The 16,183-nt window shown below is 74.2% G+C and carries 19 protein-coding genes and 4 tRNA genes; 20 read left to right on the forward strand and 3 right to left on the reverse strand.

Annotated features, from left to right (window positions below; genetic code table 11):
- Nucleotides 1–27: 27 nt before the first annotated feature.
- Nucleotides 28–498 (reverse strand): Lrp/AsnC family transcriptional regulator, encoded by a 471-nt coding sequence (locus ACYVOF_RS10745; RefSeq protein WP_460866464.1) that lies wholly within the window; start codon nt 496–498, stop codon nt 28–30.
- Nucleotides 499–562: 64 nt separating this feature from the next.
- On the opposite strand from ACYVOF_RS10745, the gene ddaH reads away from it, so the two are divergent.
- From ddaH to ACYVOF_RS10765, 4 genes are read left to right on the forward strand one after another with little or no spacing between them, the layout of a single operon-like run.
- Nucleotides 563–1,459, forward strand: a complete 897-nt coding sequence (gene ddaH / locus ACYVOF_RS10750) for a dimethylargininase (protein WP_460866330.1) — start codon at nt 563–565, stop codon at nt 1,457–1,459.
- Between the two features lie 9 nt (nt 1,460–1,468).
- Nucleotides 1,469–1,906: an NADH-quinone oxidoreductase subunit B gene (locus ACYVOF_RS10755; RefSeq protein ID WP_460866332.1), complete on the forward strand. Its 438-nt coding sequence runs from the start codon at nt 1,469–1,471 to the stop codon at nt 1,904–1,906.
- On the forward strand, nt 1,903–2,475 hold the full coding sequence (locus tag ACYVOF_RS10760; protein WP_460866334.1) for an NADH-quinone oxidoreductase subunit C: 573 nt from the start codon (nt 1,903–1,905) through the stop codon (nt 2,473–2,475). Before ACYVOF_RS10755 ends, ACYVOF_RS10760 begins: the two co-directional genes overlap by 4 nt.
- Nucleotides 2,472–2,873: a 4Fe-4S binding protein gene (locus ACYVOF_RS10765; RefSeq protein WP_460866336.1), complete on the forward strand. Its 402-nt coding sequence runs from the start codon at nt 2,472–2,474 to the stop codon at nt 2,871–2,873. Before ACYVOF_RS10760 ends, ACYVOF_RS10765 begins: the two co-directional genes overlap by 4 nt.
- Here the strand turns inward: ACYVOF_RS10765 and rfbA are convergent.
- Together rfbA and ACYVOF_RS10775 are read right to left on the reverse strand one after the other, a co-directional pair.
- Nucleotides 2,870–3,751, reverse strand: a complete 882-nt coding sequence (rfbA, locus tag ACYVOF_RS10770) for a glucose-1-phosphate thymidylyltransferase RfbA (RefSeq protein WP_460866338.1) — start codon at nt 3,749–3,751, stop codon at nt 2,870–2,872. The genes ACYVOF_RS10765 and rfbA overlap by 4 nt on opposite strands.
- Entirely contained in the window at nt 3,748–4,239 is a 492-nt protein-coding gene (locus ACYVOF_RS10775; protein WP_460866340.1) for a YajQ family cyclic di-GMP-binding protein, read from the reverse strand. Before ACYVOF_RS10775 ends, rfbA begins: the two co-directional genes overlap by 4 nt.
- A 157-nt stretch (nt 4,240–4,396) precedes the next feature.
- Between ACYVOF_RS10775 and ACYVOF_RS10780 the strand changes: the two genes are divergently transcribed.
- The 16 genes from ACYVOF_RS10780 (at nt 4,397) to ACYVOF_RS10855 (ending at nt 16,182) form a co-directional block, all read left to right on the forward strand.
- Nucleotides 4,397–4,479: transfer RNA gene (locus tag ACYVOF_RS10780), tRNA-Tyr, on the forward strand.
- A gap of 189 nt (nt 4,480–4,668) precedes the next feature.
- Nucleotides 4,669–7,293 (forward strand): putative bifunctional diguanylate cyclase/phosphodiesterase, encoded by a 2,625-nt coding sequence (locus tag ACYVOF_RS10785; RefSeq protein ID WP_460866341.1) that lies wholly within the window; start codon nt 4,669–4,671, stop codon nt 7,291–7,293.
- Nucleotides 7,294–7,375: 82 nt separating this feature from the next.
- A tRNA-Thr gene (locus tag ACYVOF_RS10790) sits at nt 7,376–7,448 on the forward strand.
- Between the two features lie 31 nt (nt 7,449–7,479).
- Nucleotides 7,480–7,552 (forward strand) — tRNA-Met (locus tag ACYVOF_RS10795).
- A 109-nt stretch (nt 7,553–7,661) separates the two neighbouring features.
- Nucleotides 7,662–7,826, forward strand: coding sequence for a 50S ribosomal protein L33 (gene rpmG / locus ACYVOF_RS10800; protein WP_460866342.1), 165 nt, complete (start codon nt 7,662–7,664; stop codon nt 7,824–7,826).
- A gap of 102 nt (nt 7,827–7,928) precedes the next feature.
- Nucleotides 7,929–8,414, forward strand: coding sequence for an FAS1-like dehydratase domain-containing protein (locus ACYVOF_RS10805; RefSeq protein WP_460866344.1), 486 nt, complete (start codon nt 7,929–7,931; stop codon nt 8,412–8,414).
- The gene (locus tag ACYVOF_RS10810) at nt 8,411–8,842 is read left to right on the forward strand and encodes a MaoC/PaaZ C-terminal domain-containing protein (protein WP_460866345.1); all 432 of its coding nucleotides are present in this window, start codon (nt 8,411–8,413) and stop codon (nt 8,840–8,842) included. Before ACYVOF_RS10805 ends, ACYVOF_RS10810 begins: the two co-directional genes overlap by 4 nt.
- 120 nt (nt 8,843–8,962) lie before the next feature.
- Nucleotides 8,963–9,035 (forward strand) — tRNA-Trp (locus tag ACYVOF_RS10815).
- A 99-nt stretch (nt 9,036–9,134) separates the two neighbouring features.
- Nucleotides 9,135–9,626, forward strand: coding sequence for a preprotein translocase subunit SecE (secE, locus tag ACYVOF_RS10820; protein WP_460866347.1), 492 nt, complete (start codon nt 9,135–9,137; stop codon nt 9,624–9,626).
- Nucleotides 9,627–9,691: 65 nt separating this feature from the next.
- Entirely contained in the window at nt 9,692–10,573 is an 882-nt protein-coding gene (gene nusG / locus ACYVOF_RS10825) for a transcription termination/antitermination protein NusG (protein WP_460866348.1), read from the forward strand.
- Nucleotides 10,574–10,710: 137 nt separating this feature from the next.
- Nucleotides 10,711–11,145, forward strand: coding sequence for a 50S ribosomal protein L11 (gene rplK / locus ACYVOF_RS10830; protein ID WP_460866350.1), 435 nt, complete (start codon nt 10,711–10,713; stop codon nt 11,143–11,145).
- A 94-nt stretch (nt 11,146–11,239) separates the two neighbouring features.
- Nucleotides 11,240–11,953 carry a 50S ribosomal protein L1 gene (gene rplA / locus ACYVOF_RS10835; RefSeq protein WP_460866351.1) on the forward strand — a complete coding sequence of 238 codons (714 nt, stop codon included), beginning with the start codon at nt 11,240–11,242 and terminating at the stop codon, nt 11,951–11,953.
- Between the two features lie 753 nt (nt 11,954–12,706).
- A complete protein-coding gene (rplJ, locus tag ACYVOF_RS10840; RefSeq protein WP_460866353.1) occupies nt 12,707–13,303 on the forward strand; it encodes a 50S ribosomal protein L10 in 597 nt (198 codons plus the stop codon).
- Between the two features lie 96 nt (nt 13,304–13,399).
- Nucleotides 13,400–13,786: a 50S ribosomal protein L7/L12 gene (gene rplL, locus ACYVOF_RS10845; protein WP_460866354.1), complete on the forward strand. Its 387-nt coding sequence runs from the start codon at nt 13,400–13,402 to the stop codon at nt 13,784–13,786.
- 282 nt (nt 13,787–14,068) lie between these two features.
- Complete coding sequence (locus ACYVOF_RS10850; RefSeq protein ID WP_460866355.1) at nt 14,069–15,394, forward strand: ABC transporter ATP-binding protein; 1,326 nt, start codon at nt 14,069–14,071, stop codon at nt 15,392–15,394.
- Nucleotides 15,391–16,182, forward strand: a complete 792-nt coding sequence (locus tag ACYVOF_RS10855; protein ID WP_460866357.1) for an MlaE family ABC transporter permease — start codon at nt 15,391–15,393, stop codon at nt 16,180–16,182. Before ACYVOF_RS10850 ends, ACYVOF_RS10855 begins: the two co-directional genes overlap by 4 nt.
- Nucleotide 16,183: the final 1 nt, after the last annotated feature.

Consider the following 16,183-nt stretch of genomic DNA (forward strand, 5'->3'; position numbering starts at 1 on the left):
GCCCGCCGGACCCGGGGGCGTGCCGCGTCACGTCGGGGACGCCGCACCGACGTCCGACGGCGGTCTGTCGAGCAGCGTCGAGAGCACCACCGCGGAGACCGTGCGGTCGACCAGGTCGAGCGAGCGCAGCCGCTCCAGGGCGGACTCCAGGGCGTGGATGTCGGCCGCGCGCAGGTGCACGATCGCGTCGGCGTCGCCGGAGACGGTGTAGGCCGCCGCGACCTGCGGCAGCGGGGCGAGGGCGTCACGGATGCGGCCCGGGGAGATCGTGCCCCGGCAGTGCACCTCGACGAAGGCCTGCGTGCCCCAGCCCAGCGCGCCGGGGTCGACCACCGCCGCGAACCCCCGGATCACCCCCGACGCGAGCAGCTTGTCCACGCGGCGCTTCACCGCGGGCGCGGAGAGCCGCACCTGCGCCCCGACCTCGCTGTAGCTGGCGCGGGCGTCCTGCACCAGGCACGACACGATGTGCTGGTCGATCTCGTCCATGCGCAACAGACTGCACCACGAACGGCGTCGCAGCAGCGATCAGCGCCGCTGCGGGCTCCCTAGGCTGGTGGTCGTGACCCTCGCCGCCCCCGCGTCGACCCCGCCCCGCGTCGCCACCACCCGGCACTACCTCATGTGCCGGCCGGACCACTTCGCCGTCGAGCACGCCCTGAACCCCTGGATGGACCCGTCCCGCCCCGTCGACCGCGACCGTGCGACCGCCCAGTGGGAGCAGCTGCGCGCCACCCACACCCGCCTGGGCCACCTCGTGGAGACGGTCGAGCCCGTGGCCGGCCTGCCGGACATGGTGTTCACCGCGAACGCGGCGACGGTGGTCGGCGGCGTTGTGCTGGGCGCGCGGTTCGCCACGCCGCAGCGGGCGCCCGAGGCCGCGCACGCGCGCCGCTGGTTCACCGCGCGCGGGCACGCCGTGGTCACGCCGACGGCCGTCAACGAGGCCGAGGGTGACCTGGCCTGGACCGGGCGCGTGCTGCTCGCCGGCACCGGGTTCCGCACCCACCCCGCCGCGCACGCCGAGGCCGCCCGGGTGCTCGGCGTGCCGGTCGTCCCGCTGCGCCTGGTCGACCCGCGCTACTACCACCTCGACACCGCGCTGGCCGTGCTCGACGAGACGACCGTCGCCTGGTACCCGCCGGCCTTCGACGCCGCGAGCCGCGCCGTGGTGGAGCAGCTGTTCCCGGGCTCGGTGGTGGCCGACGCGGCGGACGCGGCCTGCCTCGGGCTCAACGCGGTCAGCGACGGCCGCCACGTCGTGCTGCCGGTGCAGGCGCGCGGCCTCGCCGCGCAGCTGGCCGCCCGGGGGTACGAGCCGGTCGGCGTCGACACCTCCGAGCTGGCCCGCGCCGGGGGCGGACCCAAGTGCGCGACGATGGAGCTGCGCGGGCTCCGCCGCGACGGGGAGCTGCGCGGGCTCCGCCGCGACGGGGAGCTGCGAGCCGGGCCCGGTTAGCCTCGCCGGGTGAGCCCCGCCCCCGCCGCGCCCCGCCGGCTGCTGCTCGACGGTGTCGAGCTGGCCGTGCACGTGGCCGACCTGGGCCTGGCCTGCTGCGGGGTGGAGGTGGCGGCCGCGCTGCACGACGGGTCGCGGTCGGGGGCCGACGCCGCGCCCGCCGGCACCGCCCCGCAGGCCCACGTGCTGCTGGTCTCGGGCACGGTCACCGACGTCCTCGCCCCCGCGCTGGCCCGGGCCTGGGCCGAGGTCCCCGAGCCGCGCTGGGTCGTCTCGATCGGGGCGTGCTGCGCCACCGGCGGGCCCTACTGGGACTCCTACAGCGTGACCAAGGGCATCGATCAGGTCGTGCCCGTCCACGTCAGCGTGCCCGGCTGCCCGCCGCGGCCCGAGGCGGTGCTCGCCGGGCTGCGCGCCGTCGTCGAGCTGGCCGGGGCCCCGGCATGAGGGTCGGGGACCCGGCCGCGGCCGCGGACCTCGTCGCCGCGCTGGGGGCCGGGACCACGCGGGAGGACTACGGCCGCACCGAGGTCGTGCTCGACCCCGCCGACTGGGTGCGGGCCGCGACGACGGCGCGGGACGCGCTGGGGGCGGCGATGTTCGACCACCTCGGCGTCCACGACCCCGGCCGGCCCGACGCCCACGGCGACGGCTGGCAGGTGCACTGCCACGTCCTGGCCCCGGCGCGGGCGGCCACGCTCTGGCTCGTCACCGTGCTCGGCCCCGACGAGCCGCTGCCCAGCCTGACCGGGGTGTGGGCGGGCGCCGCCTGGCACGAGCGCGAGGCCGCGGAGATGGCCGGCCTCGCCGTCACCGGTCACCCCGACCTGCGGCCGCTGCTGCTCGCCGAGGGCGTCGGGACGCGCCCGCTGCGCAAGGACGCCCTGCTCGTCGGCCGCGCCGTGCGGCCGTGGCCGGGCCGGCTCGAGCCGGGGGAGGAGGGCGGCGCCCCCACCTCGGGCCGCCGCCGGGCCACCGCCCCGGGCCTGCCCCCGGCCGGCTGGGGGCAGCCGTGACCGTCCCCGACCGCGCGCGCAGCACCCTGGCCCTGCTCGAGGCCAGCTGCACCGCCTGCATGATCTGCGCCCGGGAGTGCCCCGACTGGTGCATCCACGTCGAGTCGACGCTCGCCCAGCCCGAGCGCGACGCCGCCGGGCGCGGCCGCACCCGGGCCCGGCCGGAGCTGACCCGCTTCGCCATCGACTTCGGCCAGTGCCTGTACTGCGGCATCTGCGTCGAGGTCTGCCCGTTCGACGCGCTGCACTGGGTCGCGCAGCCCGACGACCCGGCCATAAGCGCGTCCGGCGACGGGGCCGCGGCCGCCCTCGTGGCCGAGCGGGACGTGCTCGCCGAGCTCGTGGCCCGGGTCCCGGCCCCGCTGCCCCCCGAGCCGGGTCCGCCGCCGGGGGACTAGCCGGCGGCGCCGAACGAGCGGGCCACGTCCATCACGTAGGCGCCGTAGCCGGACTTGGCCAGGCGCTCGCCGGCGGCGAAGCAGGCCTGCGCGTCGATGAAGCCCATCCGCAGCGCCACCTCCTCCAGGCACGCCACCCGGATGCCCTGGCGGTGCTCGGTGACCTGGACGAACTGCCCCGCCTCGAGCAGGGAGTCGTGGGTGCCGGTGTCGAGCCAGGCGAAGCCGCGGCCCAGGTTCACCAGCGAGGCCCGGCCCTCACGCAGGTAGTGCAGGTTGACGTCGGTGATCTCCAGCTCGCCGCGTGGCGAGGGCCGCAGGCCGCGGGCGACCTCGACGACCTCGTTGTCGTAGAAGTACAGCCCGGTGATGGCCATGTCGGAGCGGGGCACCGCCGGCTTCTCCTCGATGGAGACGAGCCGGCCGTCGGCGTCGACCTCGCCGACGCCGTAGCGCTCCGGGTCCTTCACCGGGTAGCCGAACAGCAGCGCGCCGTCGAGGTCCCGGGCGCCGGCGGCGAGGCGGCCGGAGAACCCGGGCCCGTAGAAGATGTTGTCGCCCAGCACCAGGGCGACCGAGTCGTCCCCGACGTGGTCGGCCCCGATGAGGAACGCCTGCGCCAGCCCGTCGGGGGAGGGCTGCTCGGCGTAGCTGATCGTGCAGCCCCACTGCGACCCGTCCCCGAGCAGCCGGCGGAACATCGGCAGGTCGTGCGGGGTGGAGATGAGCAGGACGTCCCGGATCCCGGCGAGCATGAGCACCGAGAGCGGGTAGTAGATCATCGGCTTGTCGTAGACCGGCAGCAGCTGCTTGCTGACGGCCTGGGTGATCGGGTGCAGCCGGGTGCCGCTGCCCCCGGCCAGCACGATCCCCTTCACCGGTAGTTGGTGAACTGCAGCGCGACGTCGAGGTCGGCTTGCTTGAGCACCGCGATGACGGCCTGCAGGTCGTCGCGCTTCTTGCCGCGCACCCGCAGCTCGTCGCCCTGGATCTGCGGCTGGACCCCCTTGGGACCCTCGTCGCGGATGATCTTGGCGATCTTCTTGGCGTTCTCGCTGCTCAGCCCCTGCACCAGGGTGCCGGTGACGCGGTAGACCTTGCCGGAGAGCGCGGGCTCGCCGACGTCGAAGGCCTTCATGGAGATGTCGCGACGCACCAGCTTCTCCTGGAAGACGTCGATCGCGGCCTTGCACCGCTCCTCCGACGAGGACTCCAGCGTGATGGCCTCGTCGCCCGACCAGCGGATGGACGTCTCCGTGCCCCGGAAGTCGTACCGGGTGCTCAGCTCCTTGGCCGCCTGGTTCAGGGCGTTGTCGACCTCCTGGCGGTCGACCTTGCTGACGACGTCGAACGACGCATCGGCCACGGGTGCGCTCCTGGTGTGCTCGGGCGGGCCACCGGTGCGGCCCGCGGCTCCGCGGCGCCACCGAGGTGCCACCGGGGGTGTCACCGAGCGTGCCGCGCGGGCTGTAGTGTGCCCTGCGCGACGACGTCGGGGCCACCACGCCCGGTCGGAGCAGCACGGCAGATTGCCCGAGCGGCCAATGGGAGCGGACTGTAAATCCGTCGGCTTACGCCTACGAAGGTTCGAATCCTTCATCTGCCACACCAGCACCGCCCCCGGGCCCGTCCCGGGGGCGGTGCTGCGTCCCGGGACCACCCATCCCGGGGATCACGCAGAGTGGTGTTCCGTCACCCCATCGGTCAGGATGGGGGCGAGGGCTTGGTCAGGTGACCGGTCCGGTCGTCGCCGTGGCGGGGGCCGGGCCCGGGCGAGGTGTGGGAGGGCGGTCCCGTGAGCTCGACCCCGGTCGACCCCGGCCCCGCGCCCGGCGGTGGTCCCGCCGCCGCCCCACCCCCGGCCCGCACGCCCAGCGCCGTCCTGCTGCCCGCCGTGCGCCGCTACGTCGCCGCGGTGGTGGTCGCCGGTGCCGCGCTGGTCGCGCTCGCCGTGTGGGCCCCGTCGCCGGTGCGTGACGGGGCGCCGTGGTGGGTGGCGCTGCCCGTGCTGGTCGCGGGGTTCGTCCTGGCCGACGTCCTCCAGCTGACCGTGGAGGTGCGCCGCGGGACCGTCGCGCTGCCGCTGAGCGACTTCCCGCTCGTCGTCGCCCTGGTGCTCGTCCCGGTGCACTGGGCGGTCCTGGCCACCGCGCTCGCCGTGCTCGCCCGGGCGGCGCACCTGCGCCAGCACGCGACGATCGTCGCGTTCAACGTGGGCAGCGCGCTCGTCGAGGTGGCGGTGGCCTACCTGGTCGCCGACCGGCTCACCGGGCCGGGGTGGCGGCTGCCTGCGGGCATCGTGCTCGGCCTGCTGGCCGCCACCGTGGTGAGCTCGGCCGTCGCGGTCGGCCTCAGCCAGGCGATGGGGGGCAGGCGCGGGTGGCGGGGCCACGCGCGCGTCGCCGGCTCCTACGTGGTGCTCGGCCTGCTCAACCCGGTGCTCGCGCTGGCCGGGGTCGCGCTCGTCGAGACCGGACCGGTGGGCTGGGCGCTCCTGGTGGGCGTGGTGGTCACCTTCGTCATCGCCTACCGCTCCTACGCCGTGCTGGTCCGCGACCGCCACGACCTGGACCTGGTCCACGAGATCGTCGCCGCGGTCGGCACGGCCGGGGGCGACGAGGACTCCGCGTGGCGCGAGGTGGCCGAGCTGGTGCGCCAGCAGTTCAACGCGGGCCGGGTGGTGCTGCGGCTCCCGGACCGGGGCGGGGTGATCGTCGCCGGCTCGCCGCTGCCCGACGAGGTGGCCGACCCCGGGGCGGGAGGACCGCCCCCCACCGACGCGGTGGCCGCGTCGGTGGGCGCGGAGCCGGTGCTGCTGCGCCTGGCCGAGGTCCGGCCCGAGCTGCGGGCGGCGATGGGGGCCCGCGACGCCGCCGAGGTGCTGCTGGCGCGGCTGGGGGACGGCGAGGGCGGCGGCCTGGTCGAGCTGCACGACCGGCAGAACCAGTCCCAGGGCTTCAGCGCCGCCGACCTGCGGCTGCTGGCGACGCTGGTCCGCCAGCTCGGCACGGCCGTCGACAACCACCGCCTGGTCTCGCAGCTGCGCCACGACGCGTACCACGACCGCCTCACCGGCCTGCGCAACCGGCTCGGGTTCGTCCAGCAGGCCGACGGGGCGCTCGCCGAGGCCGGGGACGCCCCGGTCACCGTGCTGGTGGCCGACCTAGGTGCGGTGGACGACGTCAACGACGCGCTCGGCCACGGCGTGGGCGACGAGCTGGTCGTCCGGGCGGCGCGGCGTCTGGTGGCCGAGCTCGGGGCGCGGGTGGGCAGCGCCACGGTGGCCGGGCACCTGGGCGGCGAGCGCTTCGCGGTGCTGCTCGTCGGGCCGGGCCCCGAGGAGGCCGAGGCGCTCGCCGAGGACCTGGCCGCGGCGCTCGGCGAGCCCTACCCGCTGCAGGGCCTGGTCGTGGAGGCGGAGCCCGTGGTGGGGGTCGCCCCGGCCGGCGGCGACCCGGGCGACCCGGTCGACGTGGAGATGCTCGTGCAGCAGGCGGACGTGGCCGCGGGGGAGTCGCGGCTGGCGGGCCGCTCGGTGCGCGTGCACCACCCCGCCATGGGGCAGAAGTTCCTGCGCCGCTTCGCCCTGGTCACCCAGTTCCGCCGCTCGCTGGAGTCCGGCGAGGTCGAGGTGCACTACCAGCCGAAGATCGACCTGCGCACCCGCGACGTCGTCGGGGCCGAGGCGCTCATGCGCTGGACCCACCCCGAGCTGGGCCCGATCGACCCCGGCGAGCTGGTGCACGTCCTCGAGGCGACGGGGCTGATGAACGCGCTCACGGCGCACGTGCTCGAGGACGCGGTGGGCCGGTGCGCCGGCTGGGCCCGGGGCGGGCACCCCCTGGGGGTGGCGGTCAACGTCTCGGTCCGCAACCTGCTCTCCGAGGACTTCCCGGCCACCGTCGCAGCCGTGCTGGTGCGCCACGACCTGCCGCCCGCGCGGCTCACCCTGGAGATCACGGAGACCTCCGTCATGGGCGACGCCGAGCGGACGCTGCCGGTGCTGCGCGCACTGCACGCGCTGGGCGTCCAGCTCTCCGTCGACGACTTCGGGACCGGGTACTCCTCGCTGTCCTACCTTCGGCGGCTGCCGGTCGACGAGGTCAAGATCGACAAGGGCTTCGTGCTGGGCATGGACGCGGACCTCGCCGACCACGCGGTGGTGCGGGCGATCACCGAGCTCGGGCACTCCCTGGGACTGCGGGTGGTCGCCGAGGGCGTCGAGACCGAGACCATGCGCGAGCGCCTGGGTGCGCTCGGGGTCGACGCCGCGCAGGGGTTCCTCATCGCCCGGGCGATGAGCCCCGCACGCTTCGACGCCTGGCACGCGGCCCGGGTCGGCCTGGCCGCGGGCGGGCACGACCCGGTGCCCGGGGCCCGGTCCGCCCCCGGCGCCCCGAGGCCCCCGGGCCCGCGGTGACCAGCCGGTTTCACGTCCCGTCGCCGGGCTGTGTACCCTCTCCCACGGCTCGGGGACACGGTCGACCACCGCCCCGGGTGCCGCCCCTTTAGCTCAGTCGGCAGAGCGTCTCCATGGTAAGGAGAAGGTCTACGGTTCGATTCCGTAAAGGGGCTCGCTGGACCGGGCGCGTGCGCGCGGCCGCAGGGCGGTGTAGCTCAGCTGGCAGAGCAAGCGGCTCATAATCGCTGTGTCGCCGGTTCAAGTCCGGCCACCGCTACCCCGGGTCGCCCTCCCGGTCCGTCCCGCCGGTCCCCGGCCGGACGTACAGTCGAGGGTCCGTCCCACCACCACGCGCGCGACCCGCGCGCACCAGAGAGAGGTTCCCCGTGGCCGCGACCGACGTCCGCCCGAAGATCACGCTGGCCTGCGAGGAGTGCAAGCACCGCAACTACATCACTCGCAAGAACCGCCGCAACGACCCCGACCGGCTGAACATCAAGAAGTTCTGCCCGAACTGCGGCACCCACCGCGTCCACCGCGAGACGCGCTGACGCTGTCGCCTCCCGCGACGACGAGGGCCGCGACCCGGTGCTGCTGCACCGGGCGCGGCCCTCGTCGCGTGTCGGCCCGACGCCGCGGGCTAGCGTGACGCCGTGAGCCTGAACCAGTCCTTCGTGGGGCGGCGCTACCCCTTCGAGCACCAGTACGAGGTCGGCCGGGAGAAGATCCGCGAGTTCGCGACCGCGGTCGGGGCCACCGATGCCGCCCACCACGACGAGGCGGCCGCCCGGGCGCTCGGCCACGCCGACCTGGTGGCCCCGCCGACCTTCGCCATCGTCGCGACGCTGCCGGCCACCAACCGCGTGGTGGCCGACCCGGACCTCGGCCTGGACTACACCCGCGTCGTGCACTTCGACCAGCGCTTCGTCCACCACCGGCCGATCCTGGCGGGCGACCGGCTGAGCATGGAGCTGGTCATCGACTCCATCCGCTCCGCCGCCGGCAACGACGTCATCACCGCGCGCACCGAGCTGACCGACCCCGCCGGGGCCGGTGTGTGCACGGCCTACTCCACCCTCGTGGTGCGCGGCGCCACCGAGCCCGACGCCGGGGCCGCCACGACCGGGGGAGCGGCGTGAGCGGCCCCACGCTCTCGGCCCTGTCCCCGGGCGACGTGGTGCCCGCCATCACCGTGACCCTGACCCGGGCCGACCTGGTGCGCTACGCGGGTGCCTCCGGCGACCTCAACCCCATCCACTGGAGCGAGCGCACCGCCACCGGCGTGGGCCTGCCGGGCGTGATCGCGCACGGGATGCTGACCATGGCGCTGGGTGCGCGGTTGCTGACGGCCTGGTGCGGTGACCCGGGGCGCGTCGTCGACTACGCGGTCCGGTTCTCGCGGCCCGTCGTGGTCCCCGACGACGACCGGGGCACCGACCTGGAGGTCTCGGGCACGGTCAAGAAGGTCGACCCCGAGGCGGGCCGCGCCGAGGTCTGGCTGACCGTGACCTCCGGTGGCCAGAAGGTGCTGGGCAAGTCCGTCGCCCAGGTGGTCCTGCCCGCCTGAGCCCGCCCGGGCGCCGGCGGGTTGGAGGCCGGCACCGCGGGTGCGTACACTCGACCTCTGGGGCGGACAGCCACGTGGTGTAGTGCTGTCCCGACCTCGGTGGGGTGCACGCCCCACCGGAGGGGCGTAGCTCAACTGGCAGAGCAGCGGTCTCCAAAACCGCAGGTTGCAGGTTCAAGTCCTGTCGCCCCTGCATCACCGGACGTCCGGACGCCAGCACCGGACGACGCGAGGGAACCGCCCGCCGGCGCCGCCAGGGCGCGGGGCACGGCGGCACCGACAGGAGGTCAGGGTGAGCGACGAGCGCGAGGGCGCCCCGGCGGGGTCCGGGGACGACGACGCCCGCCCGACCGACCGCACACCCGACGAGGTGTCCGCGTCCGACGAGTCGGACGACACCGGGACGGCGGCCGCCGCGGCGCCCCGGCCCGCGGGCAAGCGGCGCCCGCGGCGGGCCGCGGACGGCACGGCCGCGACGGCGGACGAGCCGGCCGCGGTGCGACCCACCGGCCGGCGTCGGCCCGCCACCGCGACCAGCGAGGGCAAGGGTCGGGCCACCCGGGCGCGCGCGGTCGCCGAGGCACCCGCCCGCCGCTCGCCCGTCTCGCGGGTCACCCGGTTCCTCCGCGAGGTCGTCGCCGAGCTGCGCAAGGTGATCTGGCCGACCCGCCCGCAGCTGGTCACCTACACCACCGTCGTGCTGGTCTTCGTCGCCTTCATGGTCGCGCTGGTCGCGGGGCTCGACCTCGCGTTCGCCAAGGGCGTCCTGCTGATCTTCGGCTGACCCCCGCACCCCCAGCCACCCCCAGCACCACCCGAGCACCGGACAACAGGAAGCGAGTCGTACACGTGAGCACCCCCGAGGACGGCCGGGACATGGCCGGACTGACGGACGAGGCCGCGTTCGACGCCGCCCACGGCGAGGACGCGGTGCAGCCCTCCGGCGAGCAGGGCGCCGCCGCGGACGACGCCGTCCGCGAGGCCACGGCCCAGCCCGAGCCCGACGATTCGACGAACGACCAGGACGCCGATCGCCTGCTGGGCGCGGACGCCACCCCGGCCGCGGCGGGCGACCCCGCGGCGTCCACGGCCGTCGCCGACGACGCCCCGGACGAGGAGGTCGACCCCGTCGAGGAGATGCGGACCGCGCTGCGGCGCGCGCCGGGCGACTGGTACGTCGTGCACTCCTACGCCGGCTACGAGAACAAGGTGAAGACCAACCTCGAGACCCGGGTGCAGACCCTCGACGTGGAGGAGTTCATCTTCCAGGTCGAGGTGCCCACCGAGGAGGTCACCGAGATCAAGAACGGGCAGCGCAAGCAGGTCAACCGCAAGGTGCTGCCCGGCTACATCCTGGTCCGGATGGAGCTCAACGACGCCTCCTGGGGCGCGGTCCGCAACACCCCCGGGGTCACCGGGTTCGTCGGCGCCACCTCGCGCCCGTCGCCGCTGACCATCAACGAGGTCATCAAGTTCCTCATGCCCGCCCAGGAGCAGAAGAAGGCCGCCACCGCGGGCCGCTCCGCCGCGGGCGAGCCGGGTGCCGCGCCCGCCGTGGTCGTCGAGTACGAGGTCGGCGAGTCGGTCACCGTCATGGACGGCCCGTTCGCGACCCTGCCCGCCACCATCAGCGAGGTCAGCGGCGACGCCCAGAAGCTCAAGGTGCTGGTGTCGATCTTCGGGCGTGAGACCCCCGTCGAGCTCTCGTTCAGCCAGGTCAGCAAGATCTGAGCCGTCTCCCCGACCTGACCCGGGCTCGACCCGGGTGAGGGTGCGCGGTCACCCAGGACCGACCCCGCACCGCACGACACGCCCCACGCGGGCCCGGTGACCACCGGTGCCCAGGACAACCGCAGGAAGTACACGAGATGCCCCCCAAGAAGAAGAAGCTCGCCGGGATCATCAAGCTCCAGATCAAGGCCGGCGCCGCGACGCCCGCGCCGCCCGTGGGCCCCGCCCTCGGTCAGCACGGCGTCAACATCATGGAGTTCTGCAAGGCCTACAACGCCGCGACGGAGGCCCAGCGCGGCAACGTCGTGCCGGTCGAGATCTCGGTCTACGAGGACCGGTCGTTCGACTTCAAGCTCAAGACCCCGCCCGCCGCCCGGCTGATCCTCAAGGCCGCCGGCGTCGAGAAGGGCTCGGGCGAGCCGCACAAGACCAAGGTCGCCACGGTCACCACCGCGCAGCTGCGGGAGATCGCGGAGACCAAGATGGAGGACCTCAACGCCTCCGACCTGGACCAGGCCACGAAGATCATCGCCGGCACCGCCCGCTCGATGGGCATCACCGTCGAGGGCTGAGTCCTCCCCGCTCCACCCGCACCACCCCGGCACCACGTGGGAGGGCCCGCGCCGGCCCGTCACCACACCCCGTCACGAAGAGAACGGACAGCACGTGAAGCGCAGCAAGAACTACCTGGCCGCCGCGGCCAAGATCGACCGCGACACCCTCTACAGCCCGCTCAAGGCCACCACCCTGGCCAAGGACACCGCGAGCACGACCATGGACGCCACCGTCGAGGTCGCCATCCGGCTCGGGGTCGACCCCCGCAAGGCCGACCAGATGGTCCGCGGCACCGTCAACCTGCCCCACGGCACGGGCAAGACCGCCCGCGTCATCGTCTTCGCCGCCGGCGAGAAGGCCGCCGAGGCCGAGGCCGCCGGGGCGGACGCCGTGGGCGCCGAGGACCTCATCGAGCGCATCCAGGGCGGCTGGCTCGACTTCGACGCCGCCATCGCGACGCCGGACCAGATGGCCAAGGTCGGCCGCATCGCCCGGGTCCTGGGCCCGCGCGGGCTCATGCCGAACCCGAAGACCGGCACGGTCACCACCGACGTGACGAAGGCCGTGAACGACATCAAGGGCGGCAAGATCAACTTCCGGGTCGACAAGCAGGCCAACCTGCACCTCGTCATCGGCAAGGCGTCCTTCGACACCGACAAGCTGATCGACAACTACACCGCGGCGCTGGACGAGATCATGCGGGTCAAGCCCGCCGCGGCCAAGGGGCGCTACCTGAAGAAGGTCACGCTGTCGACGACGACCGGCCCGGGCATCCCGGTCGACCCGTCGCGCCTGCGCAACCTCATGGTCGACGCCGAGGACTGAGCACCGAGCCGGGACGCACGAGCCCGGCACCGCCGACGGGGCGGGTCACCCACGGGTGGCCCGCCCCGTCGGCGTCGGGGGCCATCCGGGTGACCCCGCCCCACCCCCCACGGGGCCGCCGCGGCCCCGTAGCGTGACCTCCCGACCCCGCAGAGTTGATCTTGCCGTCGTCCTGTCGTCCTCGCGTGCCGTTCCGCGCCCAGAGTCTCACCCTCCGTGAGGATTTCGCCGTGCAGACCGACCGACCGGTCTCCCACCGCTGGTCTGCAGACGGTGCCGGCCACGCTTCGTAGCGTCGTCCCTGACCGCGCGCACCGACGCGGACCGCGACCGGGGAGGACCCTCCAATGTCTGCTCAGACCACCGCCACCGCCACCGCCACCGCCCGCGTCGGCTGCCGCTGGGGCCGGGTCGGCTGCCGCTGGGGCCGCTGAGCCACCCGCACCCGCTCGACCGCGCAGCCCCCGCCCACCCGGGCGGGGGCTGCGGTGCGTCCGGACCCGGCTCCCGCCGCGGTCGGGGCGGGTCGCCGCGTCGGGTAGCATCGCAGTCGATCCACCCAAGACCGCTGGTCACCACGTCCCCACCGGGGGCGTGACCGAAGGTCCCGGCACCGCGCCGGGCGGCCCGCGCAGGAGGACCAGGGAGCAGGCTCGCCTGCTGTGCGCCCCGGCCGCTGCTGCGTCCGGGGCGTCGTCGCGTCTCCGGGTCCCCGACGTCGTCCAGCGACGACCCGTAGAGAGGAGGCGAGGCATGGCACGGTCCGACAAGGTCACGGCCGTCGCGGAGATCTCCGAGCAGTTCCGCGGCAGCTCCGCCGCCGTCATCACCGAGTACCGGGGCCTGACGGTCGCGCAGCTCTCCACGCTGCGCACCGCGCTGGGCGCCGGTTCCACGTACTCCGTCGCCAAGAACACGCTCGTCAAGCGTGCGGCGGCCGATGCCGGCGTGGAGGGGCTCGACGAGCTGTTCGTCGGTCCCACGGCGATCGCGTTCGTCACCGGCGAGCCGGTCGACGCCGCGAAGGCGCTCAAGACGTTCGCCAAGGACAACAAGTCGCTCGTCATCAAGGGCGGCTACATGGACGGCCGCGCGCTGTCCGTGGCCGAGGTCGAGCGCATCGCCGACCTCGAGTCGCGCGAGGTGCTGCTGGCCAAGCTGGCCGGCGCGATGAAGGGCAACCTCACCAAGGCTGCCGGCCTGTTCGCGGCCCCGGCCTCGCAGGTCGCCCGCCTGGCGGCGGCCCTGCAGGAGAAGCGCGAGGCCGCCGAGGGCGGGGCTGCCGCCCCGACCGAGGCCGCCGCGGCCGCCGACGACACGGCTTCCGAGCCGGTCGCCGCCGACAGCTGACCCGTCCCTGCTCCACCTGATCCACCCACCCCACACCCCACCCGTGCACCCCCGGCCCAGGCCGGGGAGCCGGGACCAGAAGGAAGGACCGCCACCATGGCGAAGCTCAGCACCGACGAGCTGCTCGACGCGTTCAAGGAACTGACCCTGCTCGAGCTCTCGGAGTTCGTGAAGGCGTTCGAGGAGACCTTCGAGGTCACCGCGGCCGCCCCCGTCGCCGTCGCCGCCGCGGGCCCCGCGGGCGCGCCGGCCGAGGCCGCCGAGGAGCAGGACGAGTTCGACGTCGTCCTCGAGGGCGCCGGCGACAAGAAGATCCAGGTCATCAAGGTCGTCCGCGAGGTCGTCTCGGGCCTGGGCCTGAAGGAGGCCAAGGACCTCGTCGAGAGCGCCCCCAAGGCCATCCTCGAGAAGGTCGACAAGGCGGCCGCCGACGCGGCCAAGGAGAAGCTCGAGGGCGCCGGGGCCTCCGTCTCCGTCAAGTGATCGACCCACCGGCGGGCCCCGTGCCCGTCCGGTGAGCACGTCCGCAGGGGCGGACCCGCACGCGCGGGTCCGCCCCTGCTGCGTGCGCGGGGAGCGCCGTCGGGGCGGCAGTGCCGACCCGGTGAGGACACACCCGTAACCCTGCTCGACCGCCGTCGTTGGGCTGTATGGTCCGCCACACATGACGCGGGACACAGCGCGGCCCACGGGCCGCACGCCCCGCTCCGACGGCGCCCACCCGAGTGGGCACGCCCCGGTGGCGGGGCCGGTCAGGGAGGTGTGATGGGCGTCGAGGTCGCGGTCGAGGGACTCACGAAGTCGTTCGGGAGCCAGAAGATCTGGCAGGACGTGACGCTGACGCTGCCGCAGGGCGAGGTCAGCGTCCTGCTGGGCCCGTCCGGCACCGGCAAGTCCGTCTTCCTCAAGGCGCTCATCGGCCTGCTCCGGCCGGAGGAGGGCACGATCGTCATCGACGGCACGGACATCACCTCGTGCTCGGACAAGAAGCTCTACGAGATCCGCAAGATGTTCGGGGTGCTCTTCCAGGACGGCGCGCTCTTCGGCTCCATGTCGCTCTACGACAACGTGGCCTTCGTGCTGCGGGAGCACACGAAGAAGAACGAGTCCGACATCCGCAAGACGGTGATGGAGAAGATCGAGCTGGTCGGGCTCGTCGGCGCGGAGGACAAGCTCCCCGGCGAGATCTCCGGCGGCATGCGCAAGCGCGCGGGGCTCGCCCGGGCGCTCGTGCTCGACCCCGAGATCATCCTGTGCGACGAGCCGGACTCCGGGCTCGACCCGGTGCGCACCGCCTACCTCTCGCAGCTGATCATCGACATCAACGCGCAGATCGACGCGACCGTCCTCATCGTCACCCACAACATCTCGGTCGCCCGCACGGTGCCGGACAACATCGGGATGCTGTTCCGCCGCAACCTGGTGATGTTCGGCCCGCGCGAGGTCCTGCTCACCTCCGACGAGCCCGTGGTCGACCAGTTCCTCAACGGCAAGCGCCTGGGGCCCATCGGCATGTCCGAGGAGAAGGACCAGGCGACGATGGAGAAGGAGCAGGAGCACGCGGCCCAGGGCCACTCCGACGGCTCCGACGACACCGACATGCGGGGCGTGGTGCCGCAGATCGAGCCCACCCCCGGCATGCCGGAGCGCCGCGGCGCGATCCGCCGCCGCCACCGGGTCGAGGAGATCATGCACACGCTGCCGGAGTCGGCGCAGCGGGCGATCCAGGAGTCCTTCGACGAGACCGACCGGGCCAACGCCGAGAAGGAGGGCGCGGCCGGGGACTCCCAGCGGCAGGACTGGGGCCGCGACGACCAGGACCAGGGCCGGTACGACGGGGACCAGCACCACCAGGACCAGGGCTCCGGGCAGCACTCCGCCTGGCAGGAGCCCGCCGCGGACGACGACACGCAGCGGATCGACCTCGGTGGCCGCGACGACTCCCGCGGGGACGAGGCCGGCCGCGGTGACGACGACGCCGACGTCACCCAGCGCGTCGGGGCGGGCCGCGCCTCCGGCGGCGGGACCGACGGGGCCGGCGACGACGAGCCCACCACCCGCTCCCGCTGGTTCCGGCGGGGGCAGGGGTGAGCAACGGCCTGTCCGTCACCGCCCCCGTCTCGGGCGCGCTCCGGGAGACCGGCAAGCTGGTCGACCTGTTCCTGCAGGTCGTGCGCGGCATCTTCCGCCGGCCGTTCCAGCTGCGGGAGTTCATCTCGCAGTCGTGGTTCATCGCCAGCGTCACGATCCTGCCCACGGCGCTCGTGGCCATCCCGTTCGGCGCGGTCATCGCGCTGCAGCTGGGCTCGCTGACCCGCCAGCTCGGTGCCCAGTCGTTCACCGGCGCCGCCAGCGTGCTGGCGATCATCCAGCAGGCCAGCCCGATCGTCACGGCGCTGCTGGTGGCGGGCGCGGGCGGCTCGGCCATCTGCGCCGACCTCGGCTCGCGCACCATCCGCGAGGAGATCGACGCCATGCGGGTGCTCGGCGTCGACCCCATCGCCCGGCTCGTGGTGCCCCGCGTGCTCGCCGCCATGCTCATCGCCGTCCTGCTCAACGGGATGGTCAGCGTGGTCGGCGTGATCGGTGGCTACTTCTTCAACGTGGTCCTGCAGGGCGGCACCCCGGGTGCCTACCTGGCCTCGTTCTCGGCCATCGCCCAGCTGCCCGACCTCTACATCTCCGAGATCAAGGCGCTGCTGTTCGGCCTGATCGCGGCGGTGGTCGCGGCCTACAAGGGGCTCAACCCGTCCCCGGGGCCCAAGGGCGTGGGGGACGCGGTCAACCAGTCCGTCGTCATCACGTTCCTGCTGCTGTTCTTCGTGAACTTCATCCTGACGACGATCTACCTGCAGGTCGTCCCCGCGAAGGGCTCCTGAC

This window comes from Rhodococcus aerolatus, assembly GCF_054783215.1.

What these genes read in the sequence shown, in the direction of transcription:
- ACYVOF_RS10760 (WP_460866334.1), top strand. Translation starts at nt 1,903, where the DNA reads ATGAGGGTCGGGGACCCGGCCGCGGCCGCGGACCTCGTCGCCGCGCTG.
- rplL (WP_460866354.1), top strand. Translation starts at nt 13,400, where the DNA reads ATGGCGAAGCTCAGCACCGACGAGCTGCTCGACGCGTTCAAGGAACTG.
- ACYVOF_RS10850 (WP_460866355.1), top strand. Translation starts at nt 14,069, where the DNA reads ATGGGCGTCGAGGTCGCGGTCGAGGGACTCACGAAGTCGTTCGGGAGC.
- rplK (WP_460866350.1), top strand. Translation starts at nt 10,711, where the DNA reads ATGCCCCCCAAGAAGAAGAAGCTCGCCGGGATCATCAAGCTCCAGATC.
- rplJ (WP_460866353.1), top strand. Translation starts at nt 12,707, where the DNA reads ATGGCACGGTCCGACAAGGTCACGGCCGTCGCGGAGATCTCCGAGCAG.